Source organism: Pseudomonas sp. RW10S2, assembly GCF_014268985.1.
Classification (GTDB): domain Bacteria; phylum Pseudomonadota; class Gammaproteobacteria; order Pseudomonadales; family Pseudomonadaceae; genus Aquipseudomonas; species Aquipseudomonas wayambapalatensis.
Genome location: NZ_JABWRO010000038.1, coordinates 1 through 23,989 on the forward strand (window position 1 = coordinate 1; position 23,989 = coordinate 23,989).

General features: G+C 62.6%; 19 protein-coding genes. 11 read left to right on the top strand and 8 right to left on the bottom strand.

Annotated elements, in window-relative coordinates; translation table 11 throughout:
* The first annotated feature begins 102 nt into the window (after nt 1-102).
* From HU729_RS10775 to HU729_RS10805, 7 genes are all read left to right on the top strand, one after another.
* Nucleotides 103-1,065, top strand: a complete 963-nt coding sequence (locus HU729_RS10775) for an alpha/beta fold hydrolase (protein ID WP_186709920.1) — start codon at nt 103-105, stop codon at nt 1,063-1,065.
* Nucleotides 1,066-1,255: 190 nt separating this feature from the next.
* Nucleotides 1,256-1,747 carry a ribonuclease E activity regulator RraA gene (gene rraA / locus HU729_RS10780; RefSeq protein WP_054892472.1) on the top strand — a complete coding sequence of 164 codons (492 nt, stop codon included), beginning with the start codon at nt 1,256-1,258 and terminating at the stop codon, nt 1,745-1,747.
* A gap of 27 nt (nt 1,748-1,774) precedes the next feature.
* Complete coding sequence (locus tag HU729_RS10785) at nt 1,775-2,770, top strand: zinc transporter ZntB (RefSeq protein WP_186666713.1); 996 nt, start codon at nt 1,775-1,777, stop codon at nt 2,768-2,770.
* 98 nt (nt 2,771-2,868) lie between these two features.
* Complete coding sequence (locus tag HU729_RS10790) at nt 2,869-3,123, top strand: hypothetical protein (RefSeq protein ID WP_054892470.1); 255 nt, start codon at nt 2,869-2,871, stop codon at nt 3,121-3,123.
* A 2-nt stretch (nt 3,124-3,125) separates the two neighbouring features.
* A complete protein-coding gene (locus HU729_RS10795; RefSeq protein WP_054892469.1) occupies nt 3,126-3,950 on the top strand; it encodes a mechanosensitive ion channel domain-containing protein in 825 nt (274 codons plus the stop codon).
* A 113-nt stretch (nt 3,951-4,063) separates the two neighbouring features.
* Nucleotides 4,064-4,630 (top strand): RNA polymerase sigma factor SigX, encoded by a 567-nt coding sequence (sigX, locus tag HU729_RS10800; RefSeq protein WP_054892468.1) that lies wholly within the window; start codon nt 4,064-4,066, stop codon nt 4,628-4,630.
* A gap of 110 nt (nt 4,631-4,740) precedes the next feature.
* The gene (locus HU729_RS10805) at nt 4,741-5,778 is read left to right on the top strand and encodes an OmpA family protein (protein ID WP_186666711.1); all 1,038 of its coding nucleotides are present in this window, start codon (nt 4,741-4,743) and stop codon (nt 5,776-5,778) included.
* Nucleotides 5,779-5,915: 137 nt separating this feature from the next.
* On the opposite strand, the gene HU729_RS10810 is transcribed toward HU729_RS10805, so the two are convergent.
* The 4 genes from HU729_RS10810 to HU729_RS10825 form a co-directional block, all read right to left on the bottom strand.
* Complete coding sequence (locus tag HU729_RS10810; RefSeq protein WP_186709922.1) at nt 5,916-7,586, bottom strand: protein kinase; 1,671 nt, start codon at nt 7,584-7,586, stop codon at nt 5,916-5,918.
* Nucleotides 7,587-7,590: 4 nt separating this feature from the next.
* A complete protein-coding gene (locus HU729_RS10815) occupies nt 7,591-8,802 on the bottom strand; it encodes a nitrate/nitrite transporter (RefSeq protein WP_186666709.1) in 1,212 nt (403 codons plus the stop codon).
* Between the two features lie 180 nt (nt 8,803-8,982).
* Complete coding sequence (locus HU729_RS10820) at nt 8,983-9,558, bottom strand: ANTAR domain-containing protein (RefSeq protein ID WP_186666708.1); 576 nt, start codon at nt 9,556-9,558, stop codon at nt 8,983-8,985.
* Nucleotides 9,559-9,569: 11 nt separating this feature from the next.
* On the bottom strand, nt 9,570-10,784 hold the full coding sequence (locus tag HU729_RS10825) for a CmpA/NrtA family ABC transporter substrate-binding protein (RefSeq protein WP_186666707.1): 1,215 nt from the start codon (nt 10,782-10,784) through the stop codon (nt 9,570-9,572).
* A 128-nt stretch (nt 10,785-10,912) separates the two neighbouring features.
* Here HU729_RS10825 and HU729_RS10830 point away from each other — a divergent pair, with 128 nt between their 5' ends.
* Nucleotides 10,913-11,935, top strand: a complete 1,023-nt coding sequence (locus HU729_RS10830) for a quinone-dependent dihydroorotate dehydrogenase (RefSeq protein WP_063543995.1) — start codon at nt 10,913-10,915, stop codon at nt 11,933-11,935.
* Nucleotides 11,936-12,037: 102 nt separating this feature from the next.
* Here the strand turns inward: HU729_RS10830 and HU729_RS10835 are convergent, their stop codons facing one another.
* Nucleotides 12,038-12,253: a ribosome modulation factor gene (locus HU729_RS10835; RefSeq protein ID WP_080642046.1), complete on the bottom strand. Its 216-nt coding sequence runs from the start codon at nt 12,251-12,253 to the stop codon at nt 12,038-12,040.
* A gap of 548 nt (nt 12,254-12,801) precedes the next feature.
* Here HU729_RS10835 and rlmKL point away from each other — a divergent pair.
* Both rlmKL and HU729_RS10845 read left to right on the top strand, forming a co-directional pair.
* Nucleotides 12,802-14,994 carry a bifunctional 23S rRNA (guanine(2069)-N(7))-methyltransferase RlmK/23S rRNA (guanine(2445)-N(2))-methyltransferase RlmL gene (gene rlmKL / locus HU729_RS10840; protein WP_186666706.1) on the top strand — a complete coding sequence of 731 codons (2,193 nt, stop codon included), beginning with the start codon at nt 12,802-12,804 and terminating at the stop codon, nt 14,992-14,994.
* Nucleotides 14,995-15,088: 94 nt separating this feature from the next.
* Complete coding sequence (locus tag HU729_RS10845; protein ID WP_186709929.1) at nt 15,089-17,476, top strand: diguanylate cyclase; 2,388 nt, start codon at nt 15,089-15,091, stop codon at nt 17,474-17,476.
* Between the two features lie 42 nt (nt 17,477-17,518).
* Here the strand turns inward: HU729_RS10845 and dacB are convergent, their stop codons facing one another.
* Nucleotides 17,519-18,982: a D-alanyl-D-alanine carboxypeptidase/D-alanyl-D-alanine-endopeptidase gene (gene dacB / locus HU729_RS10850; protein ID WP_054892460.1), complete on the bottom strand. Its 1,464-nt coding sequence runs from the start codon at nt 18,980-18,982 to the stop codon at nt 17,519-17,521.
* Nucleotides 18,983-19,168: 186 nt separating this feature from the next.
* On the opposite strand from dacB, the gene HU729_RS10855 reads away from it, so the two are divergent.
* A complete protein-coding gene (locus HU729_RS10855) occupies nt 19,169-19,513 on the top strand; it encodes a YggL family protein (RefSeq protein ID WP_054892459.1) in 345 nt (114 codons plus the stop codon).
* Between the two features lie 7 nt (nt 19,514-19,520).
* Here HU729_RS10855 and HU729_RS10860 read toward each other — a convergent pair whose 3' ends face one another.
* Nucleotides 19,521-23,120 (bottom strand): transporter substrate-binding domain-containing protein, encoded by a 3,600-nt coding sequence (locus HU729_RS10860; protein ID WP_186709932.1) that lies wholly within the window; start codon nt 23,118-23,120, stop codon nt 19,521-19,523.
* A gap of 8 nt (nt 23,121-23,128) precedes the next feature.
* Nucleotides 23,129-23,749: a response regulator transcription factor gene (locus tag HU729_RS10865; RefSeq protein ID WP_186666999.1), complete on the bottom strand. Its 621-nt coding sequence runs from the start codon at nt 23,747-23,749 to the stop codon at nt 23,129-23,131.
* Nucleotides 23,750-23,989 lie beyond the last annotated feature (240 nt).

The window sequence follows — 23,989 nt, forward strand, 5'->3', positions numbered from 1 at the left end:
GGGGGGGGGGGGGGGGGGGGGTTTCCCCCGCGAATGCGCTGAAGCCCCAAATTCAGCGTGGCAGTTTCCCCATCCTGTTTCCCCTTTTCATTCTGTGAATCCATGCAAAGCAGCAGCACCCTTTTTCCCGTGGCCCTGCTCAGTGCCGAGCGCCGTGGCGACCTCAGCGAAGATGTCTACCGAATCAAGGCCGGCAACAGCCCCGACGCCAGTGTCGAGCTGGCGCTGACCCGCCTCGGGCTGGCCGATCAGCCTTCCACTCCGGGCGTGCCGGTGATCCTCCTGCATGGCAGTTTCTCCAACCGCCGCTTCTGGTATTCGCCCAAGGGCATTGGCCTGGGGGCGTTCCTGGCGCGTGCCGGTTTCGATGTGTGGATCCCGGAAATGCGTGGCCACGGGCTGTCGCCGCGCAACCGCCAGTGGCGGCAGAACACCGTGGCGGACTATGCGCGTTTCGATCTGCCGGTGATCGGGGCCTTTGTCCAGGAAATGGCAGGGCAGGCACCGCACTGGATTGGCCATTCACTGGGTGGCACCACACTGGTGGCGGCGCTCGGCGGCGGCTACCTGGACAGTGTCGGTGTGGCCAGCGTGGCCTTGTTCGGCACTCAGGTCAGTCGTGTGTACTGGCCGCTGAAAGTGCCACCGGTTGCCTGGGGCGCACGTCTGCTGGTCAAGCGCTTCGCACAGCTCTCCGGGCCGCGCCTCAAGCGTGGGCCGGAAGACGAACCGATCGGGCTGGCGCTGGAAAGCCTGCGCTGGCATGGGCTGTTCGGGCGTTTCGGGGTCAAGGGCCAGGATTGGTGGGCTGGGCTGTCGCAGGTCGAGGCGCCGCTGCTGGCAGTGGCTGGCGCGGCAGATTTCCAGGATCCGGTATGGGCCTGTCGCAAACTGTTCGAACAGTGGGGCGGCGAGTGCAAGCAGTTCCTGCGCCTGGGCCGTGAAGAAGGCTTCGAGGCCTTTGGGCATGTCGACATGCTGGTGAGCAAGGCCGCGCAGGCGCAGGTCTGGCCGCTGGTGGCGCGCTGGTTGAGCGATCCCCAGGCGCCCGTCCAAGAAGGTTGAATGAGCGACCATTCGCGGGCAAGCCCGCTCCCACATGCTGTCAGTGGCCGGTTCTCCAGGGTTGTGGGAGGCCCGTAGGAGCGGGCTTGCCCGCGAATGCCGCACCACCGAACTCGCGGATGACTGCAACGGCCTTCAGGGTGTAGCCTTGCCCGATACCCGCTTTCGTTGTGACTGACAGGAGCTTCCCATGCAGCATTACGTAACGCCCGACCTGTGCGACGCCTACCCGGACCTGGTCCAGGTGCTGGAGCCGATGTTCAGCAATTTCGGCGGCCGCGACTCTTTCGGCGGCCAGATCGTCACCATCAAGTGCTTCGAAGACAATTCCCTGGTCAAGGAGCAGGTCGAGCTCGACGGCAAGGGCAAGGTCCTGGTGGTCGATGGCGGCGGATCGCTGCGCCGTGCGCTGCTGGGCGACATGCTCGCCGAGAAAGCAGCGAAGAATGGCTGGGAAGGCCTGGTGATCTACGGCTGTGTGCGTGACGTGGATGTTCTGGTGCAGACCGACGTCGGCGTGCAGGCCCTGGCCAGTCATCCGATGAAGACCGACAAGCGCGGCATTGGCGACCTCGATGTGGTGGTCAGCTTTGCCGGCGTCACTTTCCGTCCCGGCGAATACATCTACGCCGACAACAATGGCGTGATCGTCTCGCCAAGCCCCCTGAAGATGCCGGAGTGATGCGCCGCGCGCGCTGATGGAGCATTGATGTTCGAGGAAGACAACGCGCAGTGGGGGCTGGTCCATGCCCTGGTGCTCGACGGCAAGGGCGGCGCGCGCGCCATTGCCCGTACCGAGTTGGACAATCTGCAATTGCAGGCGCAAGAGAGCCTCTGGCTGCACTGGGATCGCAGTCATCCGCAAACCCGCACCTGGCTGCTGCACGACAGCGGCCTGAGCGAGTTCGCCTGCGATCTGCTGCTCGAGGAGAACACTCGCCCGCGCCTGCTGCCGCTGGCCAACGAGCAGTTGCTGCTGTTTTTGCGCGGGGTCAACCTCAACCCTGGCGCAGAGCCGGAAGACATGGTTTCGGTGCGCATCTTCGCCGAAGCGCGTCGCGTCATTTCGCTGCGCCTGAGGCCTTTGCGCGCGAGCGACGAGATCCTGCAGCAACTGGATGAGGGCAGGGGGCCGAAATCGGCCTCCGAGTTGCTGTTGCTGATGGGTGAACTGTTGACCGAAAAGGTCCAGGCACTGGTCAGCGACCTGTCCGAAGCGGTCGATCTCGAGGAAGAGAAGGTAGAATCCGACGAACGGTATAGTCCGGCCCAGGGCAATCTGCAGCAGATCCGCCGTCGTGCCGCCGGGCTGCGTCGCTTCCTGGCGCCACAGCGTGATATCTATGCCCAGCTTTCGCGCAACAAGTGGAGCTGGTTCGCCGACGCCGACGCCGATTACTGGAACGAGCTGAACAACAGCCTGATCCGTTATCTCGAGGAGCTGGAACTGGCGCGAGAGCGCGCTGCGCTGGTGCTGGAAGGCGAGGACCGGCGGCGCAGCGAGCGGATGAACCGGACCATGTACCGCTTCGGCATCATCACCTGCATCTTCCTGCCGATGAGCTTCATCACCGGCCTGCTCGGCATCAATGTCGGTGGTATTCCGGGGGCCGAGAACCCCTATGGCTTCCTGTTCGCCTGCCTGGTGGTGTTGGGCCTGGCCGCAGGGCAATGGTGGTTGTTGCGCAAGTTGCGCTGGGTCTGAGCGTCGAGCACGTATGTATTTTGAAACATTCGTCCCATATCCCTGTGTGACCCGTCGGCCAGAGCCCTCGTCTTTGACTGACATCACGCGAGGTGCCCATGCACGATCCGTTTGAAGAATCCCTGCGCGACCTGCTCAAGGCGTCGCCGTCCGGCCATGACCGAGACGACGACGCCTGCCTGGGGCGCGTGCTCAAAACCGCCAACCGTCAGGTTGGCGCGGGCGATCTGTTCAGCCTGCTGGGCCGCTGGAGCCAGGCGCTGCTGATCGCTGTCAACAATGGCTCGGCGCATGTCGCGCCGGTGCGCCGTACCCCTGCCGCAGGCAGACAGAAAGCTGATAAGGCCGATTGAATATGGAACTCGATCTCTGGACCCAGAGCCTGGTCACCGCCATGACTGCCCTTTGGACCAAGGTGGCGAACTTCATCCCCAACCTGTTCGGCGCGCTGGTCGTGGTGCTGCTCGGTTTCGTGGTGGCCAAGCTGCTCGACACACTGCTGTCCAAGCTGCTCGCCAAGTTCGGCCTCGACCGCCTGATGAGCGGGACTGGGCTGACCAAGATGCTCGGCCGGGTCGGTATCCAGGTACCGATCTCGACGCTGATCGGCAAGATCGTCTACTGGTTCATCCTGCTGATCTTCCTGGTTTCGGCCGCAGAATCGCTGGGCCTGGAGCGGGTCTCCGCCACCCTCGACATGCTTGCCCTGTACCTGCCCAAGGTGTTTGGCGCGGCGCTGGTACTGCTGGCCGGCGTATTGCTGGCACAGCTGGTCAACGGCCTGGTGCGCGGCGCTGCCGAAGGCATCGGCCTGGAGTACGCAGCGGGCGTCGGGCGCATCGCCCAGGGGCTGGTCATCATCATCGCGATCTCGGTGGCGATCAGCCAGCTCGAGGTCAAGACCGACCTGCTCAACCATGTGATCGTCATCGGGCTGATTACCGTTGGTCTGGCCGTGGCCCTGGCAATGGGCCTGGGCAGCCGGGAAATCGCCGGGCAGATCCTTGCCGGGATCTACGTGCGCGAGTTGTATCAGGTCGGCCAGCAGGTGCGGATTGGAGAGGTCGAAGGGCATATCGAAGAGATCGGAACGGTCAAGACGACGCTGCTGACCGATGATGGCGAACTGGTATCGCTGTCTAATCGAGTGCTGCTTGAGCAGCGTGTCAATAGCCGCTAACCGCACAAAAGCTGTTAATGTATGCCGCCGCAAAAATCGGCCCCAGGGGCTGAGCGGCGACATTGACCTGACTGTCGGCCAGATCCGTTTTGAATAAAGTCTATTCGCCGCCCATGCGTTACGACCCCCGCGAGCTCACCGACGAGGAGTTGGTGGCGCGTTCGCATGAGGAGCTGTTTCATGTTACCCGCGCCTATGAGGAGCTCATGCGGCGCTACCAACGGACCCTGTTCAACGTCTGTGCACGTTATCTGGGGAACGATCGGGATGCTGACGATGTCTGTCAGGAGGTCATGCTGAAAGTGTTGTACGGCCTGAAGAATTTCGAGGGCAAATCGAAGTTCAAGACCTGGCTCTACAGCATCACCTACAACGAATGTATCACCCAGTACCGCAAGGAGCGTCGCAAGAGAAGGTTGATGGATGCCCTGAGCCTGGACCCCGTCGAAGAGGCGTCCGAGGACAAGGCTCCGAAACCGGAAGAAAAAGGCGGGCTGGATAAATGGCTGGTGTATGTGAACCCGATCGACCGGGAAATTCTGGTGCTACGTTTTGTCGCAGAGCTGGAGTTTCAGGAGATCGCCGACATCATGCACATGGGCCTGAGCGCCACGAAAATGCGTTACAAGCGTGCGCTCGACAAGCTTCGTGAGAAATTTGCGGACTCGGCTGAAACTTAGTCCTACGCAAATGGCTCAAACGAATCGGCAAGGTCTGCTAGACTTGCCGTCGAGTTGTCCCCCGGTTTTTGGTGGGGCGGCTTAACTATCACCAGATGGGGATTTAACGGATGAAATTGAAAAACACCTTGGGCTTGGCCATTGGTTCGCTCGTAGCCGCCACCTCGATTGGCGCTATGGCACAAGGCCAAGGCGCCGTCGAAACCGAGATCTTCTACAAGAAGGAGTTCTTCGACAGCCAGCGCGACTTCAAGAACGACGGCAACCTGTTCGGCGGCTCGATCGGTTACTTCCTGACCGACGACGTTGAACTGCGTCTGGGCTACGACGAAGTTCACAACGCTCGTGGCGACGACGGCAAGAACATCAAGGGCTCGAACACTGCCCTGGATGCCGTTTACCACTTCAACAACCCATACGACGCTATCCGTCCGTACGTTTCGGCTGGTTTCTCCCACCAGTCGCTGGGCCAGACCGGCCGTGGCGGTCGTGACCACTCCACCTTCGCCAACGTTGGCGCTGGCGCCAAGTGGTACATCACCGACATGTTCTACGCCCGTGCCGGCGTTGAAGCCCAGTACAACATCGACAAAGGTGACACCGAGTGGGCACCGAGCGTCGGCGTTGGCCTGAACTTCGGCGGTAGCCCGAAGCAGTCCGCAGCTCCTGCTCCTGCTCCGGTTGCCGAAGTCTGCACCGACAGCGACAACGACGGCGTCTGCGACAACGTCGACAAGTGCCCTGACACCCCGGCCAACGTCACCGTTGACGCCGACGGCTGCCCGGCTGCCGCTGAAAACGTCCGCGTTGAGCTGGACGTGAAGTTCGACTTCGACAAGTCGGTCGTCAAGCCTAACAGCTACGGCGACATCAAGAACCTGGCTGACTTCATGAAGCAGTACCCACAAACCACCACCGTGGTTGAAGGTCACACTGACTCCGTAGGTCCAGACGCTTACAACCAGAAGCTGTCCGAGCGTCGTGCCAATGCTGTCAAGCAGGTTCTGACCCAGCAGTACGGCATCGAATCCAACCGTGTTGACTCGGTTGGCTACGGTGAGACCCGTCCAGTTGCTGATAACGCCACCGAAGCTGGCCGCGCCGTTAACCGTCGCGTAGAAGCTCAGGTAGAAGCCCAGGCCAAGTAATTGGTTTGATGCTTCACGAAAAACCCGGCCTCGGCCGGGTTTTTCTTTGCCTGGAATTTGGGTATGCCAAACGGGCCTGCATCTCGGTGCCCTGCATTTGCAGGAGCGGGCTTGCCCGCGAAGAATCCCGCCCAGGCTTACCCTTTAAGCACGATGTACAGCAGCACCAGGTTCAACACCATCGACAGCAGCGCCAAGGTTCGCCAGACTTTCAGCGGCTCGCGCTCCAGCAGGGGACGAGGGCGCATGGCCAACTCCTGGCGGTCACCGCGTTCGAGCAGCAGCAACCATTGTTCGGCGGTCTCGAAACGTTGTGCAGGGTCCACCGAGACAGCCTTTTCCAGGCTACGCTGCAACCATTCAGGCAAGTCGGGGCGATAGCGCGCAGCATTGACCGGCGTACTGAAGCGTGGGCGCTGGAACGCCTCGATTTCACCGTAGGGGTAGTGCCCGGTCAGCAGGTAGTAAAACGTCACGCCAGCGGCGTAGAGATCCTGGCGGGCTGTCGGCGGCTCGCCATCGAAGGCTTCCGGGGCAATGAACGAGGGGGTGCCGGGCAGATCGTGCGGCTGATCCTCTGACAGGCCCGGGCAGTACGCCAGGCCGAAATCCAGCACGCGTAGTTGGCCATCCGCCCCTAGATGCAGGTTTTCCGGCTTGATGTCGCGGTGCAGCAGGTTGCGCCGGTGCAGCACGCCCACTGCCTGCAGCAGTTGGCGTGTCAGCTCCAGCCATTGGGGCAGTGGCAAGGGCCCATGTTCGGCGAACAGGCTGGCAAGCGTCTGGCCCGGATACTGGCGCATGAGGTAGTACAGGTGCTGGCGCTGGCTGGCGGCATGCACCTCAGGGAAGTGTCGGCCAGCGACCCGGCGCAGAAACCACTCTTCGAGCAGCAGCCGCTGAGCAGCGCCCTGATCGGTTTCGCGCGCCGGTGGAAGGGTCTTGAGCAGCCATGCCTGGCCCTGGGTATCCTTGACCCGGTAGAGCAGTGATTGCCGGCTCTGGGCGAGCAGCCCTTCGACACACCAGCCATCGATGCGCTGGCCCGTACGCAGGGCGTTCGGTATCGGCCATTCCTGCAACTGCGCAAGGGTATCGCCCAGATTCGCCGAGCCCGGCTGTTCGACCCTGACCAGCAACGCGCTGGCGTTGTCCTGGCTGCCGCAAAGGTGCGCGCTGGCGACCAGGGTATCGGCGGCCACCTGCAGGTCAGGCTGCTCGCGCAGGATCGACTGGATCTGCTGATCGCTCAGGCTCGACCAGACACCATCGCTGAGCAGCACGAAGCACTCGCCCGGCTGCAGTTCGCCTTCCCGGTAATCGACCAACAGGTGCTGGTCCAGACCCAAGGCGCGCTTGAGCACATGATGCATTCCTGGCTGGTCCCAGACATGGTCATCGCTCAGGCACGACAGGCGACCGTCGTGCCAGCGGTAGGCGCGGCAGTCGCCGACATGGGCGAGGGTGAACCGCTTGCCGCGCAGCACCAGGGCGGTCAGCGTGGTCATCAGCGGCTGGCCGTTGCCCTGGGCGCGCAGCCAGCGGTTCTGCGCCAGCAGCAGGCGATCCAGGGCCTGGGCCACACACCAGGTGGCGGGAGTGGAATAGTAGTCCAGTGCCAAGGCCTGCAGGCTGGCCCTGGCCGCCAGGCCACCATCGGCGCACTGGCTGACGCCATCGGCGAGGGCGAACAGGTAGCCCTTGCTGGCGGCCAGCTCTGCAGCCGGGGTGACCAGGCGCAGAGCGTCCTGGTTTTCCGGGCGCGGGCCGGTGGCGCTGGCCTGGGCGAACGCCAGTTGCAAGCTCACGGGGTCAGACCCGCGCGGCCGTCACGGCAGCCGAACCCCAGGTGGTGCGCCAGCGACGCTTGACCCCATACAGGCCGAACCAGGCCAGCAACCCCAGGCTGGCGAACAGCCACAGGCCAAGTTGATAGTCGCCGGTGTGCTGCTTGATTGCACCCAGGCCTGCCGCCAGCAGGAAGCCGCCGATGCCACCGGCCATGCCGATCAGGCCGGTCATGACACCGATTTCCTGGCGGAAGCGTTGCGGCACCAACTGGAACACCGCGCCATTGCCAGCGCCCAGGCCAAGCATGGCGCTGACGAACAGGGCCAGGGCTGCTGCGGCGCTGGGCAGGTTGAAGCCGACTGCAGCGATGCACACCGCTGCCACACTGTACATCCCGAGCAAGGTGCGGATGCCACCGAAACGGTCGGCGAGGGCACCACCCAGCGGACGCATGAGGCTGCCGGCGAACACGCAGGCTGCCGTGTAGTAGCCTGCGGTGATCGGGCTCAGGCCATACTGGTCGCTGAAGTAGCCCGGCAGGGCGCTGGCCAGGCCGATGAATCCACCGAAGGTGACACTGTAGAAAAACATGAACCACCAGCTGTCACGGTCGCCCAAGGCCTTGAAATAGTCGGCCATGGCCTTGGGCTTGGGGCGCTGCGGGGCATTGCGTGCCAGCAGTGCAAAGGCCACGAGGGTGATCACCAGCGGGATGACGGCGAAACCGAACACGTTGTTCCAGCCAAAGCTTGCGGCCAGCACCGGGGCGAGCAGGGCGGCGAACACCGTCCCGGAGTTGCCCGCACCGGCGATGCCCATGGCCTTGCCTTGGTGCTGGGGCGGGTACCACTGCGACGCCAACGGTAGCGACACGGCGAACGAGGCGCCTGCAACGCCAAGGAACACGCCCAGCAGCAACGCTTGTTCGTAACTGTGAACGCCCATGAACCAGGCACAGGCCAGGGCGACGATCACGACCACCTGCCCAATCAGGCCGGCAGTCTTGGGTGACAGGCGGTCGACCAGCATGCCCATGATAAAGCGCAATACGGCACCGGCCAGAATGGGCGTTGCGACCATCAGGCCCCGTTGCTGCGCACTCAGTTGCAGGTCGGCGGAGATCTGCACCGCCAAGGGACCCAGCAGGTACCAGACCATGAAGCTCAGGTCGAAGTAGAGGAAGGCGGCAAACAGCGTAGGCACATGCCCGGATTTCCAGAAGCTCGTATTCATTGAACACCTCGCGCAGCTTGCAACGGTTGTCATGCCCTGCCTGGCAGGGCGGAAACGAAAAAGACGTCGCTACCCGATCCACCAGGGTGGAGGGGAGAGCGACGTCTTTGTCGGGATGATGTGGCAACCGCCGTTGGCTACCTGTGGTATTGGCTGAGCAAGAGCCGGGCCAACATCGACTCAGCCAAGCATTTCGGACATGGCGATGATCTGCTCTGCCACCTGAATCAACTTCTGCTGGCGGCTCATGGCCTGGCGACGCATCAGGGTGTAGGCCTGCTCTTCATTGCAGTCTTTCATCTTCATCAGCAGGCCCTTGGCCTGTTCGATGCGCTTGCGTTCGGCCAGTTGCTGGTCGCGAGCCAGCAGTTGCGCCTTGAGCGCCTGGTCGCTCTCGAAGCGAGCCATGGCCACGTCGAGAATCGGCTGCAGGCGCGCCGCATGGATGCCTTCGACGATGTAGGCGCTGACGCCGGCCTGGATCGCCTGGCGCATCACCCCCGGATCATGCTCGTCGGTAAACAGTACGATTGGCCGTGGCTGATCCCGGCTGACCAGCACCACCTGCTCCATCACATCGCGACCCGGTGACTCGGTATCGATCAGCACAACATCCGGACGCACCGTTTCGACGCAGCTGGGCAGGTCGATGGTCAGCCCCGGCGCCTCGATCACATCGAAGCCAGATTCGATCAAGGCAGCCTTGAGGCGGCCAACCTTCTTCTCGGTATCATCGATCAGCAGAACACGCAGCATGGTGGCCACCTTCACGAACCAACCCGCACGTGCGGGGCATCATCCAGAGCGTGCAGGCGGAAACTGCGGGCATAGGCATGGGGATCGCTGCCGTCCCAGCGGATGCCGTCGATCAGCAGGCTGCTGCGCATCGGTGCGTCGGCGCAGGACACGCCCACGGCCTGGGCTGCTTCGCGGTACAGCGTCAGTTGCTGTACGCGAGAGGCCACTGCCAGGTAGTCCGGGTCCTCGCGCAGCAGGCCCCAGCGGCGGAATTGGGTCATGAACCACATGCCGTCGGACAGATAGGGCAGGTTCGCCCGACCTTGGTCATGCACGCGCAGGGCGTGACGATCCTGCCATCGATTGCCCAGCCCGTCGTGGTAGTCGCCGAGCAGGCGCGGCTCGATGTTGCTGGCTGGCGTATCCAGGTAGGCCCTGCCGCTGAGCAGTTGCGCCGTGCCCCGGCGATTTTCCGGGCTTTGCTCGATGAAGCGGCTGGCGGCGAGTATCGCCTTGACCAGCGCGCGGGCGCTGTTGGGGTAGTGCTCGACGAAGGCGCGGGTGCTGGCCAGGACCTTTTCCGGATGGTCCGGCCAGATCGATTGACTGGTGGCCAGGGTGAAGCCCTGGTCCTGTGCCACGGCGTCTGCCGACCAGGGTTCGCCAGCACAGAAGCCGTCAATGCGCCCGGCCTGCAGGTGCGCGACCATCTGTGCCGGTGGCACCACCACGCTATCGACATCGTGCAGCGGGTGGATGCCCTGGCTGGCCAGCCAGTAGTACAGCCACATGGCATGGGTGCCAGTGGGAAACGTCTGGGCGAAGGTCAGGCGTGCGCCATGCTGGTGCACCAGTCGCGCCAGTGCTTCAGGGCTGGTCACGCCCTTGCGCTGCAACGCGGGGGAAAGGTTGATCGCCTGGGCATTCTGGTTCAGGCCCATGAGCACTGCCATATCGTTGGCCGCGACACCGCCCATGCCCAGGTGCATGGCGTAGACCAGCCCATACAGGCAGTGGGCAGCATCCAGTTCGCCGCTGGCGAGTTTGTCTCGGGTGCCGGCCCAGGAAGCCTGACGCTGCAGATTGAGGGTCAGACCCTGGAGTTGTGCGAAGCCCTGCGTGGCCGCGACCACCACCGAGGCGCAGTCGGTCAGGGCCATGAAACCGATGTTCAGGCTGGGTTTCTCGGGTGCATCGCTGCCGTTGACCCAGGCCAAGGGTGTTGTCGGAGGGGCTGTGTTCACGAAATATCCTCACCCGTACCGATCGGGTTGCCAGCGCTTCGAAGCAACCCATGTGCCAAGGCCCTGTCGCGCGGACGGCGCGCTGGCTATAATCGCATCCCTCACTCACCCCCGAGTCCTGCCTGCCCATGTATACCCTGGCCCGCCAGCTGCTGTTCAAGCTCTCCCCGGAAACCTCCCACGACCTGTCGCTCGACCTCATCGGCGCCGGTGGCCGCCTTGGTCTCAATGGCCTGCTGTGCAAGCGTCCGGCCTCGGTGCCGGTGACCGTCATGGGCTTGAACTTTGCCAACCCCGTGGGCCTTGCCGCAGGCCTGGACAAGAACGGCGCGGCCATCGATGGCTTCGCCCAGCTGGGCTTCGGCTTCGTCGAGATCGGCACTGTCACCCCGCGACCACAGCCTGGCAATCCGAAGCCACGGTTGTTCCGCCTGCCGGAAGCGACTGCGATCATCAACCGCATGGGCTTCAACAACCTGGGTGTGGATCACCTGCTGGAACGGGTGCGCGCGGCGCGTTATGACGGTGTGCTGGGCATCAACATCGGCAAGAATTTCGACACGCCGGTCGAGCGTGCCCAGGACGACTACCTGATCTGCCTCGAAAAAGTCTACACCCAGGCCAGCTACATCACGGTCAACGTCAGCTCGCCCAACACTCCCGGCCTGCGCAGCCTGCAATTTGGTGATTCGCTCAAGCAACTGCTCGACGCGCTGGCCGAGCGTCGCGAACAGCTGGCGAGCGAGCACGGCAAACGCGTGCCGCTGGCGATCAAGATTGCACCGGACATGAGCGATGAGGAAACCGCGCTGGTGGCGGCAGCCCTGGTCGAGTCGGGCATGGATGCGGTAATCGCGACCAATACCACTTTGGGGCGCGAAGGGGTCGAAGGGCTGCCGTTCGGGGGTGAGGCGGGTGGGCTTTCCGGGGCGCCGGTGCTGGAGAAGAGCACCCACATCGTCAAGGTGCTGGCTGCTGAACTGGGCGGCAAGTTGCCGATCATCGCGGCGGGCGGGATCACCGAAGGGCGCCATGCTGCCGAGAAGATCGCAGCCGGTGCGAGCCTGGTGCAGATCTATTCGGGCTTCATCTACAAAGGTCCGGCACTGATCCGCGAGGCAGTCGATGCGATTGCCGCGCTGCCCCGCTAACAAAGATGCGGCCCAATAAAAAGGGCCCCTTGAAGGGGCCCCTGGGCCTTAGCCCGCCGCCCGGATGGGGCGTGCATGGTGACTCGAATTCAGTGTCCTCGTTCAGCCAACGGCGTGATTTTCGTTGAGTCTCTGGATGCCAGCGGTGCCGGTCATGCCGTCCCAGTTGTCGCCGCGACCTTCACGCCAACCGTTGATCCATGCCTGGCGAACGGATGGCAGATTGAAGGGGCAAAGTTCGCGGGATTTGCCGGTTACCCCGTATTGGTAGCCACGTGAATATGCTCTTTCCAACGGATCACGCTTAAGTCTTCTCATAGGGTGTTGCCCTCACTTGTTGACTGTAATGTCCCGTCGGCCTCTCCGAGGCCGGGCAGAATCTTTCTGCCGGTTTGCGCTCGCTGCCGGCGTGGCGAGCTGAAAGTGCCGTCCCGTTGCGAGGCGGCCTGAGGTCAGTTCTAACCAATGCGAGTCTCAGTGTGAATGATCAATTTGTCATAAGGACGTAACCTTTCCAGGGGTGAGGGGATAAGTAAATAAATGCGACTCAACCTTGTTTAGGTTTTGTCCCGCTATGATGAGGGTTTGCTGGTGGTTGAAATCATTTGGCCATTGGCGCCATCGAACTGACGCAACATCTGGTAATGCGACGAAGGGTCACACCGATGCCTTCGTTAGACGAAATTTTCACACTGCCCGACGATCAAACCCTTTTGCGCCACCCGGCGTCGGTTGTCGATCGGGTGGCCGGGTTTGCCGAATGATCGGCACGCCACCCGGATACCTGCTGGAAGGGTATCCGGCAAACTCAGGCAACAGCGATGCGTCGCGTTGCCAGCACACAGCCCAGAGGCTCTGGAATCTACATGTCGGACTCATTCGAACTCTATCTCACCTGCCCCAAAGGCCTGGAAGGGCTGCTGGCGGAAGAAGCCCGCGGCCTGGGCCTGGCCGATGTGCGCGAGCATACCTCGGCAATCCGCGGCGCGGCCGACATGGAAACCGCCTACCGGCTGTGTCTCTGGTCACGCCTGGCCAACCGCGTGCTGTTGGTGGTCAAGCGCTTTGCCATGAAGAACGCTGACGACCTCTATGATGGCGTGCACGGTGTCGACTGGCAGGACCACCTGGCCGCCGACGGCACCCTGGCGGTCGAGTTCAGTGGCCATGGATCGGGTATCGACAACACTCACTTTGGCGCGCTCAAGGTCAAGGACGCGATTGTCGACAAGCTGCGCAACCGTGAAGGCCAGCGCCCGTCGGTGGACAAGATCGACCCCGACCTGCGTGTGCACCTGCGCCTGGACCGTGGCGAGGCCATCCTGTCCATCGACCTTTCCGGCCACAGCCTGCACCAGCGCGGCTATCGCCTGCAGCAAGGTGCTGCGCCGCTCAAGGAAAACCTGGCTGCTGCGGTGCTGATTCGCGCCGGTTGGCCGCGTATTGCCGCCGAGGGCGGCGCGTTGGCAGACCCTATGTGCGGTGTCGGGACCTTCCTCGTCGAAGCTGCAATGATTGCCGCCGATATTGCACCGAATCTCAAGCGCGAGCGTTGGGGCTTCAGTGCCTGGCAGGGCCATGTCCCGGCGCTGTGGCGCAAGGTGCACGACGAGGCCCAGGCCCGTGCTCAGGCGGGCCTGGCCAAGCCGCCGTTGTGGATTCGCGGCTATGAGGCCGACCCGCGGTTGATTCAGCCCGGACGCAACAACGTCGAGCGCGCAGGCCTGGGGGACTGGGTGAAGATCTACCAGGGCGAAGTCGCCAGCTTCGAGCCGCGCCCGGACCAGAACCAGAAAGGCCTGGTCATCAGCAACCCGCCCTATGGCGAGCGCCTGGGAGACGAGGCGAGCCTGCTGTACCTCTACCAGAACCTCGGCGAACGCCTGCGCCAGGCCTGCATGGGCTGGGAAGCGGCGGTGTTCACCGGCGCACCCGAGCTGGGCAAGCGCATGGGCATCCGCAGCCACAAGCAGTATGCGTTCTGGAACGGCGCGCTGCCGTGCAAGTTGTTGCTGTTCAAGGTCCAGCCCGACCAGTTCGTGACCGGCGAGCGTCGCCCGGCCGATGATCAAGCCGGCGACTCGCGTGCGGCACCGGCCGTGGCCCATGAACCGGCACGTCTTTCCGAAGGCGCGCAGATGTTCGCCAACCGCCTGCAGAAGAACCTCAAGCAACTGGGCAAGTGGGCTCGCCGCGAGCAGATTGACTGCTACCGTCTGTATGATGCCGACATGCCCGAGTATGCCCTGGCGGTCGACCTCTATCAGGATTGGGTACATGTCCAGGAATATGCGGCGCCGCGTTCGGTCGATCCGGACAAGGCCCAGGCCCGCCTGCTCGACGCTCTGGCGGCGATTCCCCAGGCCCTGGGTGTCGATCCTCAGCGCGTGGTGCTCAAGCGCCGCGAGCGCCAGGGCGGTACGCGCCAGTATGAGCGTCAGGCCACGGAAGGGCGCTTCCAGGAAGTCAGTGAAGGTGGCGTCAAGCTGCTGGTCAACCTGACTGACTACCTGGACACCGGCCTGTTCCTCGATCACCGCCCGATTCGCCTGCGTATCCAGCGCGAAGCGGCCGGCAAGCGCTTCCTCAACCTGTTCTGCTACACCGCAACCGCCACCGTGCATGCGGCCAAGGGCGGCGCGCGCAGTACCACCAGCGTCGACCTGTCGAAAACCTACCTGGACTGGGCGCGGCGCAACCTGTCGCTCAATGGCTTCTCCGAGCGCAACCGCCTGGAGCAGAGCGATGTGATGGCCTGGCTGGAAAATGCCCAGGACAGCTACGACCTGATCTTCATCGACCCACCGACTTTCTCCAACTCCAAACGCATGGAGGGGGTGTTCGACGTGCAGCGTGACCATGTGCGTCTTCTCGATCTGGCCATGGCGCGCCTGGCACCGGGGGGCGTGCTGTACTTCTCCAACAACTTCCGCAAGTTCCAGCTCGACGAGCACCTGGTCGAGCGCTATGCGGTGGAAGAGATCAGCGCACAGACCCTGGATCCGGATTTCGCCCGCAACAACCGTATCCACCGGGCCTGGCGCCTGCAGCTACGCTGAAGAGACGAAGTGCATTGCAGTGCTGATGGCTAATGGCTATAAATCAGCTCAGGGCCGAACGATTCGCAGGACGCTGACGTGATGAGAATGCTCTATGTCGAGGGTGCGTGCGAAGATGTTCGGCCTGATCAGCGAGGCGCTTTCGGCCTGGGCTGTCGCGCTGTTCGCGCTGGTGGCCGGCGGGTTGCTCACTGCTGCACTGGCCTTCGCCGCCCACGCCTTCTACAAGCAGCAGTTGCGTCAGCGCTTCGAACTACTGGCCAGTGAGCGCTACAGCCGTATCGCCGAACGTTTCGAGGATCAGGAGCAGCGCCTGGATGGTCTGAGGCGCTTCTTCAGCTACTCCAGTGAAATTTTCCCCGAGGAGTTCGACGGTTACGCCCGCCCCTTGTTGCACCGTACCCAGGCCTACTCCTGGGCACCACGGGTCGAGGCCGGTGAGCGCGATGTCTTCGAGCGCCGCGCCAGTGCCTGGCTGGGGCGCCCCTACCAGATCCGTGATCACGATGCCCAAGGCATCTGGCACCCATCGCCGCCACGGGCGTTCTACTACCCGGTGCTGTACACCCAGGCCACCCACCAGCACGACCAACCTTACGGGCTCGACCTGCGTAGCCAGCCCCAGCGCCAGGATGCGCTGGACCGCGCCACCACGCCCGGCAGCCTGGCGGTTTCCTCTCCACTGGACATGATCAACGTCGATCCGGCCTACACTCGCGGCCTGTTGATCGTCGCACCGGTGTTCGCCGAGTTGGCGCCGAACGGGCCACCTGCTGGCTATGTCATGGCTTTGTTGAGCATGCGCCAGTTGATCAGCGAGGGGCTGCCGACCGCCACGGACGACAATCTGGTGGTGCGCATCCTCGATCTGTCGGGCAGCCAGGGCCATGAGACGTTGTACGATTCGGGCAACCACAGCGCGCCGTTGCCGTTGACCAGCAGTCAACTGCTGCACCTGGCCGACCATCACTATCAGCTCGATATCCGCCCCAGCGAAGCCTTCCTCCGGGCCAACCGCTCGTCAGCGGTGTTCACCGTGACCCTGCTCGGTGGCCTGTTGAGCCTTTTGCTCAGCGCCTTGCTCTACAGCCTGTTCAGCCAGCGTCAGCGCGCCCTGATCCTGGTCGAGCAGCGCACGGCGGCATTGCGCGTGAGCGAGCAGTCGCTGCGGGAAACTCACAACCAGCTACGCAGCGTGCTGGATGCCGCGACCCAGGTGGCGATCATTGCCACCAGCCTGCGGGGCGTGATCAGCACCTTCAATGCGGGGGCGCAGCGCATGCTTGGGTATTCGGCCGACGAAGCGCTGGGGCACCTGGCGCTGGAGAATCTGGTCCAACCCGACGAACTGCGCCAGCGTGCCCATGCCTTGAGCCTGCGCTATGGGCGGGAGATCACGGCAGGCCAGGCGATGTTTGCCGAGACGGTGCAGGAGGGCACAGGGGAGCCCGCAGAGTGGACGTTGGTGCGCAAGGACGGCAGCCATTTGCTGGCCAACATGCTGGTCACTGCGGTGCTCGACGAGCAAGGCTTGTGGGTGGGTTACCTGGCCATCTGCATCGATGTCACCGAGCGTCGTCGTGTTCACGAAGCGTTGGCCGCCCGTGACCGGCTGCTGGAGAAGCTCAGTGCCGAGGTCCCGGGCGGCATCTACCAGTATCGTCTGGATGCCGACGGCCATTCGTGTTTTCCCTACGCCAGCGCCGGGCTGCTGGATATCTATGAAGTGGACCTGCAGTTGCTGCGCCATGACGCATCGACGGTGTTCGAGCGCATTCATCCGGACGACCTCGAGCGAGTGCGTCGCTCGGTGCGCGAGTCGGCCGAGCGCATGACGCCCTGGCGCGAGGAGTATCGCGTCTGCCTGCCCCGCGCCGGCCTGCGCTGGGTGCGTGGGGAGGCAACGCCGGAAATCGGGGAGGAGGGCTGCACCCTTTGGCATGGCTATCTGACGGACATCTCCGATCTCAAGCGGGTAGAGGAGGAGTTGCGTGCGCTGTCGGTCACCGATGTCCTTACCGGCATCCACAACCGGCGTTACTTCCAGGAGCGGCTCAAGGTCGAACTGGAGCGGGCCCAGCGAGATGAACTGGACCTGGCGGTGATCATGCTCGATATCGACCACTTCAAGTGCATCAACGATCAGTTTGGCCATGCCGTTGGCGATCACGTGTTGCGTAGCCTCTGCCAGCGCATTGGTCATCGGCTGCGGCGTACCGATGTGTTCTGTCGGCTGGGAGGCGAGGAGTTCATGGTGCTGTGCCCGGGCAGCAATGCCGAGCAGGCCCACAAGCTTGCGCTGGAGTTGTGGCAGGGCGTGCGCGGTGTGCCGGTCGAGGGGGTAGGCAGGGTGACGGCCAGTTTCGGCGTGGCGGGATGGCGTGTCGGTGAAGGGGCCGATGCCTTGTTGTTGCGAGCGGATGCGGGGGTCTATGTGGCCAAGCAGGCCGGGCGCGATCGCGTGGAGGCAGAGTTGCCCTGAGGTGGCCGGGGCTGCGTCACAGCCCCGGTTTGTCCGTTTCTGTCAGGGCACCACGCCGACAGTCCCGGTGCCGACCTTGGGTTGGCGGTAGAGCTCCAGCAACACCTGATCCAGCACCTGGGAGGCGCCCCAAGGTTTCGGATCATTGAGAATCGCCGACACGGCCCAGGTATGGCCGTTGCTGTCGCGACTGAAGCCTGCGATCGCGCGCACGGTGTTGAGGGTGCCGGTCTTGATGTGCGCCTCGCCGGTCATGGCGGTGCGCTTCAGGCGCTTGCGCATGGTGCCATCCATGCCCACCAATGGCATCGAACTGATGAACTCGGCCGCATAGGGGCTCTTCCAGGCGGCTTGCAGCAAGGCCGCCATTTCACGTGTGCTGACACGCTCGGCGCGTGACAGGCCAGAGCCGTTCTCCATCACCAGGTGCGGTGCGGTGATACCTTTCTTGGCCAGCCACTGGCGCACTACACGCTGTGCCGCGCGGGCATCGTCACCGTCGGCATCGGTGCGAAACTGCGCGCCCAGGCTGAGGAACAGTTGCTGGGCCATGGTGTTGTTGCTGTATTTGTTGATATCGCGAATCACCTCGACCAGGTCGGGCGAGAAGGCCCGGGCCAACAGGCGCGCGCTTTTGGGTACGTTTTCGATGCGGTCACGGCCCTGGATGCTGCCGCCGAGCTCGTTCCAGATCGCCCTGACCGCACCGGCCGCATAGGCGGGGTGGTCGAGCAGGGCCAGATAGGTTTGCGAGTTGCAGCCGTCGCCGAGCTGGCCACTGACCGTGACGCTCACGCCATCGGGTTGCACCACGGGGTTGTAGCGCACATCGCCGGTGCATTGCTTCGAGGCCACGGCCTTGACCTGATTGTCGATGCGGATGCTGGCGATGGGCGGCTCGACCGAAACCACGACTTTGCCACCATCGTTGCGGGCGACGAAACGCAGGGCTTTGAGGTTGACCAGCAGCGAGTCCGGCTTGACCAGGAAGGGCTTGTTGACATCGCCGCCATCATCGTCGAAATGTGGCAGGGTGGGTTGAACGAAATGACTGCGGTCCAGCACCAGGTCGCCGGTGACGGTGCGCACACCGTTGGCACGTAGATCACGCATCAGCAACCAGAGCTTTTCCATGTTCAGTTTCGGATCACCGCCACCCTTGAGGTAGAGGTTGCCGTTGAGCACGCCGTTGTTCAGGGTGCCATCGGTGTAGAACTCGGTCTTCCACTGAAAGGTCGGGCCAAGCAATTCGAGGGCGGCGTAGGTGGTCACCAGCTTCATGGTCGAGGCCGGGTTGACCGAGACGTCGGCATTGAAGATCGTCGGCGTGCCTGGTCCATCGAGTGGCAGCATCACCAGCGACAGGGCGTTGTCCTGCAGCTTGTTGGTCTTGAGGGCCTGCTGCACCTTCGGTGGCAGGCTGGTGTTGACGGCGGCAGCCTGGCTGGGCAAGGCGATGGGAAGGAGCAGGCCGGCGAAAAGCAGTGGGCGAAGCGTCTTGATCATGAGTGCTGTAACCCTGCGGGCGAGGGAAAAGGACGATGGGGCTGTAAGAGATGATGGCCCCTTGGCGAAATATAGTGCGCATTATGCCCCAAGCGTGCTGTTTGTGGGCAGGTTCGACACAAAAGCGCCGCTCTGGCGCGGAAACTGGTAAAGTGCCGCGCGTAATTACTCAAGAGGATTGTTTCAATGGCTACCAACCGTTCCCGTCGTCTGCGCAAGAAGCTGTGCGTGGATGAATTCCAGGAATTGGGTTTCGAACTGAACCTGGACTTCAAGGAAGACCTGTCCGACGAAGCCATCGATGCCTTCCTCGACGCCTTCCTGGCAGAGGCCATGGACGCCAACGGCCTGGACTATGTCGGTGGTGATGACTTCGGCCTGGTCTGCCTGGCCAAGCGTGGTTCGGTCAGCGAAGAGCAGCGCGCCACTGTCGAAGCGTGGCTCAAGGGCCGCAGCGAGCTCACCAAGATCGAGGTCAGCCCGCTGCTGGATGCCTGGTATCCGGACAAGCCGATCAACTCGGCTTCCTGATCCCGCGTCACTGTGTCTTGGCTGGTTGGCAACGCTGACCGGCCAAGGCCTTCTCTACGCGGCGCATCTGCCGCGCCAGCGCCTGGCGGCGCAATTTCAGTTGCGTCGACGACATCCCCTCTGTTTCCAGCGCCTGACAAGCCTCCATCAATCCCTTTGCATCCAGCATGCGCGCCACGCCAAGAATCTTGTGCGCCTGCTCGGCGATGGCTTGTGCGTCCTGCTCGGGGTCCAGGGTCATCAGCAGGGTCAGGTCCTGTTCCAGGCTCAGTTGCAGCGTGGTCAGCATTCGTGCGTGGTCTTCACGGCGGTCACCGATGATGTTCGTCAGCCCGTCGAGGTCGAAGGGCCCTTGTGAGCGCCGCCGACACGAGGGGCTCACACTGGCCAGATGCAATCCGAGGGTTTGCAGGCTGATGGGTTTGAGCAGGCAGTCGTCCATGCCGGCGTTCAGGCAGCGCTGGCGTACTTCCGGTTGGGCGTTGGCGGTGTAGCCCAGGATGGTGCAAGCTGCCTTGCCCCGTTGGCGTTCTTCGCTGCGCAGGACTTCTGCCAGTTGGTAGCCATTCATGCGTGGCATGTTGCAGTCGAGGATCAGTACGTCGAAGTCTCCGTGCCGCCATTTTTCCAGCCCTTCCTGACCGTCGCGGGCACTGTCGTGCCAGAGCCCCAGATACGTCAGCTGCTGGGCCATCAATAGCAGGTTGGCGGGATGGTCGTCGATCACCAGAACCCTGAGTCGCGTGTCGGGTGCCTCTATGTGTGGCGGCTGCACGACGCTGTCCGGGGGTGGTGCCACGCGCTGCAGCGGCATCAGCAGGCGCACCTGGGTGCCCACGCCCTGCAGGCTCTTGAGCGCCAGTTGGCCACCCATCATCTCGCACAGGGTACGACAGATCGCCAGGCCCAGCCCGGTACCGGCGCGGGCGCTTTCACTCTGTGGATTGATCTGTACGAAGGGGTTGAACAACCGTCGCAGGTCGTCATCGTGAATGCCGATTCCGCTGTCGCGCACTTCCAGTTCGAGCATGTCGCGTTCGCTGCCCTGTACCGAGGCTTTGATGCGTACATGGCCCTCGTCGGTGAATTTGATCGAGTTGCTGACCAGGTTGGAGAGCACCTGCTTGAAACGCAGTGGATCGAGCAGAGCGTAGCAGCGCGCCGAGGGTTCTATGAGCACCTCCAGCAGTAGGCCTTTTTCCCGGGCCTGGCCTTCGAACACCCGTCGCACCGATTCGATCAGGGCCGCCAGATCGATCGGCTCAGGGGTCAGGGACAAATGCCCGGACTCTATTCTGACGATGTCGAGAATATCGCCGATCAGTCCGAGCAGGTCCCTGGCCGAATGATAGGCGACCTCGATCGACGCGTTGTCCAACTGCCCCTGGTCGGCGCGCCTGACAGCGAGTTCGAGCATGCCTATCACGGCGTTCATCGGTGTGCGGATCTCATGGCTGATGGTCGCCAGGAAGGTGCTCTTGGCCCGGTTGGCATCGTCGGCCTGCTGTTTGGCGAGGCGTAGGTCCTGGATTAGCTTGCGGCGATCACTGATGTCGATCCAGCCACCGATGATGCCCTGTACTTCGCCCAGCGAGTCGCGGTAGGGAAGGATCCAGTGGTAGATGGTCAACTCGCGGTCTTTCAGGCGCAGCGGGCGGTCGATGATCAGCGGTGTGCCTGCTTCCATCACCTGCAGATAGTCGGTGTGGATTTGCCGGGTGTAATCGCAGTTGCTGAACAGACTTTCCTGGAGCAGTTTGCCCATGACGGCATCGGCACTTGCATCGACAGCCTCCAGGTAGCTGTCGTTACAACTTTGCAGCCGTCCTTCGCGGTCGCGTACGTACATCGGGTGAGGGGTCCCGTTGAGCAGGGCGCGCATGAATTCGAGCTGATCGTTCAGGGCGCGTTCTGCCTGGCGACGGTGCCGTATCTGGCGTCGCAGGTAGGCGTTCCAGGCCAGCGCCAGCAACAGCAGAACGCCGATCCCCAAGACGACCTGCAGCACCAGGCGCTGGTACTCGCGCCATTGGCCACCATCGTGCAACGCATAGCCGCGCCAGCGACTGTTTATGACTCCCAGCTCTTCTGGCGTGATGCTCAGCAAGGCCTTGTCGAGAATCGAAGCCAGGAGGCTGGCATCCTTGGCGCTGGCCATGGAGAAGGAGGCCGGGTCGTTGCCGATCGTGGTGCGGATCACCAGATCGTTGTTGGCGGCGGTGGCATGGTTGGCGTCCAGCAGCGTGGTGATGGTCGCATCCACCGCACCGCTGCTGAGCAGGGCCATGGAGTAGAAGGTGCTTTCGGTCTCGATCAGACGGATCTGCGGGTGCGTAGTCGCCAGCAGCATCGCAGGCGGGGTGTGCCGTGTGATGGCGACTCGGCGGCCATTCAGTTGCTCCAGTGACGTGAAGGGGCGGCCGCTGCGGGTAACCAGTACATAGGGGCTTTCGAGGTAGGGGCGACTGAGTTGCAGGGCTGCCTGGGCGGGTGCTGCGACGCTCAGCGCGGCAATCAGGTCGGCACTGCCCTGCGCGATCGACTGGATCATCTCTTCGATCCCGTTGGCGCGTTGGATTTCGAACTGCAAGCCGGTGCGCAAGCGGATCAGTTCCAGCAGGTCGGCGGTGATGCCGCGGAAATGGCCGTTGCCGTCGAAGAATGACAGGGGGGCGGAGGTATCGCTCACCACCACGCGCATGCTGGGATGCTCGCGCAACCATTGCTGTTCGCGCGAGGTCAGTTGCAGGCGGCGATCGGTGAGCAGCAGGTCGCTGCCTGCACTCCAGCGCTTGAAGATCGCACTCGACACGTTGGCTGGCTGGTTGTCGAGGATGGTGTTGATCAGGCTCATCAACAAGTGATCCTGGGCGCGCACAGCGAAGCTGAAGCCCACGGCTTCGTGCTTGCCAAAATTGGCCATGCGCAGGCGCGGCAGATGACCGCGGGTAAGCTGGAAGTGAGTCGAAATGGTATCGCCAAGAAATACGTCGGCTTGGCCAAACGCGACAGCGTTCAACGCTTCGGAGGTGGAACTGAAGGTTTTCAGCTGAGCTTGCGGGTAAAGCGTATGCACATCCTCGATTGGCAGGTAATGGTAGAGCGTGCTCAGGCGCAGGTCGGCGAGCCCCACGTCGAGGGGGCGTGTCTCGTCCTCGCGGGTGACCAGAACGGGGCGGTCTACCGCGTAGGGTCTTGACAGTGCCAAGCCCTCGACCGCGGCTTCATAGCTGTTTGCACTGCCAAGTAGATCGATGCGTCCGGCCTTGAGTGCCTCCACCGCGTCCTGGCGATGAGTAAATCGCAGGACTTTTATTTCGAGCCCCAGTGCGCTGCCGATCAGGGCGGCATACTCTGCTGTCAGGCCTTGGTACTCGTTGCCACTGGTGACGTCGAAGGGGGGATTGTTGGGCGCGGAGGTTCCCAGTGTCAGGCTGGTACGGTCGTGCAGCCACTGCCGCTGAGCGGCCGAGAAGGCTGGCACGGTTGCTTCGGCGGTGGAGCGGACCAGCAGTTCCAGCTTCTGGGGGGCGACCTCCTGCTTCGTTTGAGCATGGCAACCCAGACTGAGCAGGGTCAGCAGCACGCAGACGATGTACCTCGGCATGATTCACCTCAGACCAGCGCGTTGCGCTTGGCCACTTCGATCAGGTCGACCAAGGTATCGACCCTTAGCTTTTGCATCAGGCGCTTTTTGTAGGTGCTGACAGTCTTGTTGCTGAGGAACATGCCTTTGGCGATTTCCTTGTTGCTGCGCCCCTGTGCGAAGAGTTGAAGGACCATCAACTCTCTGTCGTTAACTTGTCGGAAAAGCTCTATGTCCTGATCGGATATTTCTTGATTGGGGTTTATTGCCTGGCTGGGGAAGTAGTTGTAACCGGAAAGTACTGCCTTGACTGCGCTGAGCAACTCGCTCAGGTCTTCCTGCTTGCACACAAAACCCGCAGCGCCCGAGTGCATGCAGCGGATCGCGAACAGCGTTGGCGACTGTGCCGTCAGCACCAGCACTTTCAGGGGCAGTCCCATGGTCTGGAAGCGCGCCAGGACCTCCAGGCCATCGAGCTTGGGGATGCTGATGTCGAGGATGACCAGGTCGGGAGGGGTTTCACGGATCATCTGCATGGCATCGACGCCATTGTCAGACTCGCCAATGACCTTGTAATTCTGATTTTCCAGCAACATGCGAATGGCCAGGCGAATCACAGGGTGGTCATCAACAATAAATATGGAGCTCATATCAACTTCCCAGTCGGCGAGTGTCAGATGCAAACAAAACCTTATCGCAGTTGACCGTCTTCGGGCATGAGAGGTTAGACGTAATGCCATATATGGGAAAAGACCTACATCCAAGTACTACGTGTGCCCTGGGTTTGTGTAGGCTCTGTAAGGAGTCAAGACGAGGGTGTGCTAATTCCAGAATTATTTTTTCTGGGTATTTAATGTTTCTGTGAGCATGTAGGAAGTTTCTCTCAAGAG

Excerpts from the sequence above, each read along its gene's own strand:
- HU729_RS10775 (WP_186709920.1), top strand. The coding sequence starts at position 103 with ATGCAAAGCAGCAGCACCCTTTTTCCCGTGGCCCTGCTCAGTGCCGAG.
- rraA (WP_054892472.1), top strand. The coding sequence starts at position 1,256 with ATGCAGCATTACGTAACGCCCGACCTGTGCGACGCCTACCCGGACCTG.
- HU729_RS10785 (WP_186666713.1), top strand. The coding sequence starts at position 1,775 with ATGTTCGAGGAAGACAACGCGCAGTGGGGGCTGGTCCATGCCCTGGTG.
- HU729_RS10790 (WP_054892470.1), top strand. The coding sequence starts at position 2,869 with ATGCACGATCCGTTTGAAGAATCCCTGCGCGACCTGCTCAAGGCGTCG.
- HU729_RS10795 (WP_054892469.1), top strand. The coding sequence starts at position 3,126 with ATGGAACTCGATCTCTGGACCCAGAGCCTGGTCACCGCCATGACTGCC.
- sigX (WP_054892468.1), top strand. The coding sequence starts at position 4,064 with ATGCGTTACGACCCCCGCGAGCTCACCGACGAGGAGTTGGTGGCGCGT.
- HU729_RS10805 (WP_186666711.1), top strand. The coding sequence starts at position 4,741 with ATGAAATTGAAAAACACCTTGGGCTTGGCCATTGGTTCGCTCGTAGCC.
- HU729_RS10815 (WP_186666709.1), bottom strand. The coding sequence starts at position 8,802 with ATGAATACGAGCTTCTGGAAATCCGGGCATGTGCCTACGCTGTTTGCC.
- HU729_RS10820 (WP_186666708.1), bottom strand. The coding sequence starts at position 9,558 with ATGCTGCGTGTTCTGCTGATCGATGATACCGAGAAGAAGGTTGGCCGC.
- HU729_RS10830 (WP_063543995.1), top strand. The coding sequence starts at position 10,913 with ATGTATACCCTGGCCCGCCAGCTGCTGTTCAAGCTCTCCCCGGAAACC.
- HU729_RS10835 (WP_080642046.1), bottom strand. The coding sequence starts at position 12,253 with ATGAGAAGACTTAAGCGTGATCCGTTGGAAAGAGCATATTCACGTGGC.
- rlmKL (WP_186666706.1), top strand. The coding sequence starts at position 12,802 with ATGTCGGACTCATTCGAACTCTATCTCACCTGCCCCAAAGGCCTGGAA.
- HU729_RS10845 (WP_186709929.1), top strand. The coding sequence starts at position 15,089 with ATGTCGAGGGTGCGTGCGAAGATGTTCGGCCTGATCAGCGAGGCGCTT.
- dacB (WP_054892460.1), bottom strand. The coding sequence starts at position 18,982 with ATGATCAAGACGCTTCGCCCACTGCTTTTCGCCGGCCTGCTCCTTCCC.
- HU729_RS10855 (WP_054892459.1), top strand. The coding sequence starts at position 19,169 with ATGGCTACCAACCGTTCCCGTCGTCTGCGCAAGAAGCTGTGCGTGGAT.
- HU729_RS10860 (WP_186709932.1), bottom strand. The coding sequence starts at position 23,120 with ATGCCGAGGTACATCGTCTGCGTGCTGCTGACCCTGCTCAGTCTGGGT.
- HU729_RS10865 (WP_186666999.1), bottom strand. The coding sequence starts at position 23,749 with ATGAGCTCCATATTTATTGTTGATGACCACCCTGTGATTCGCCTGGCC.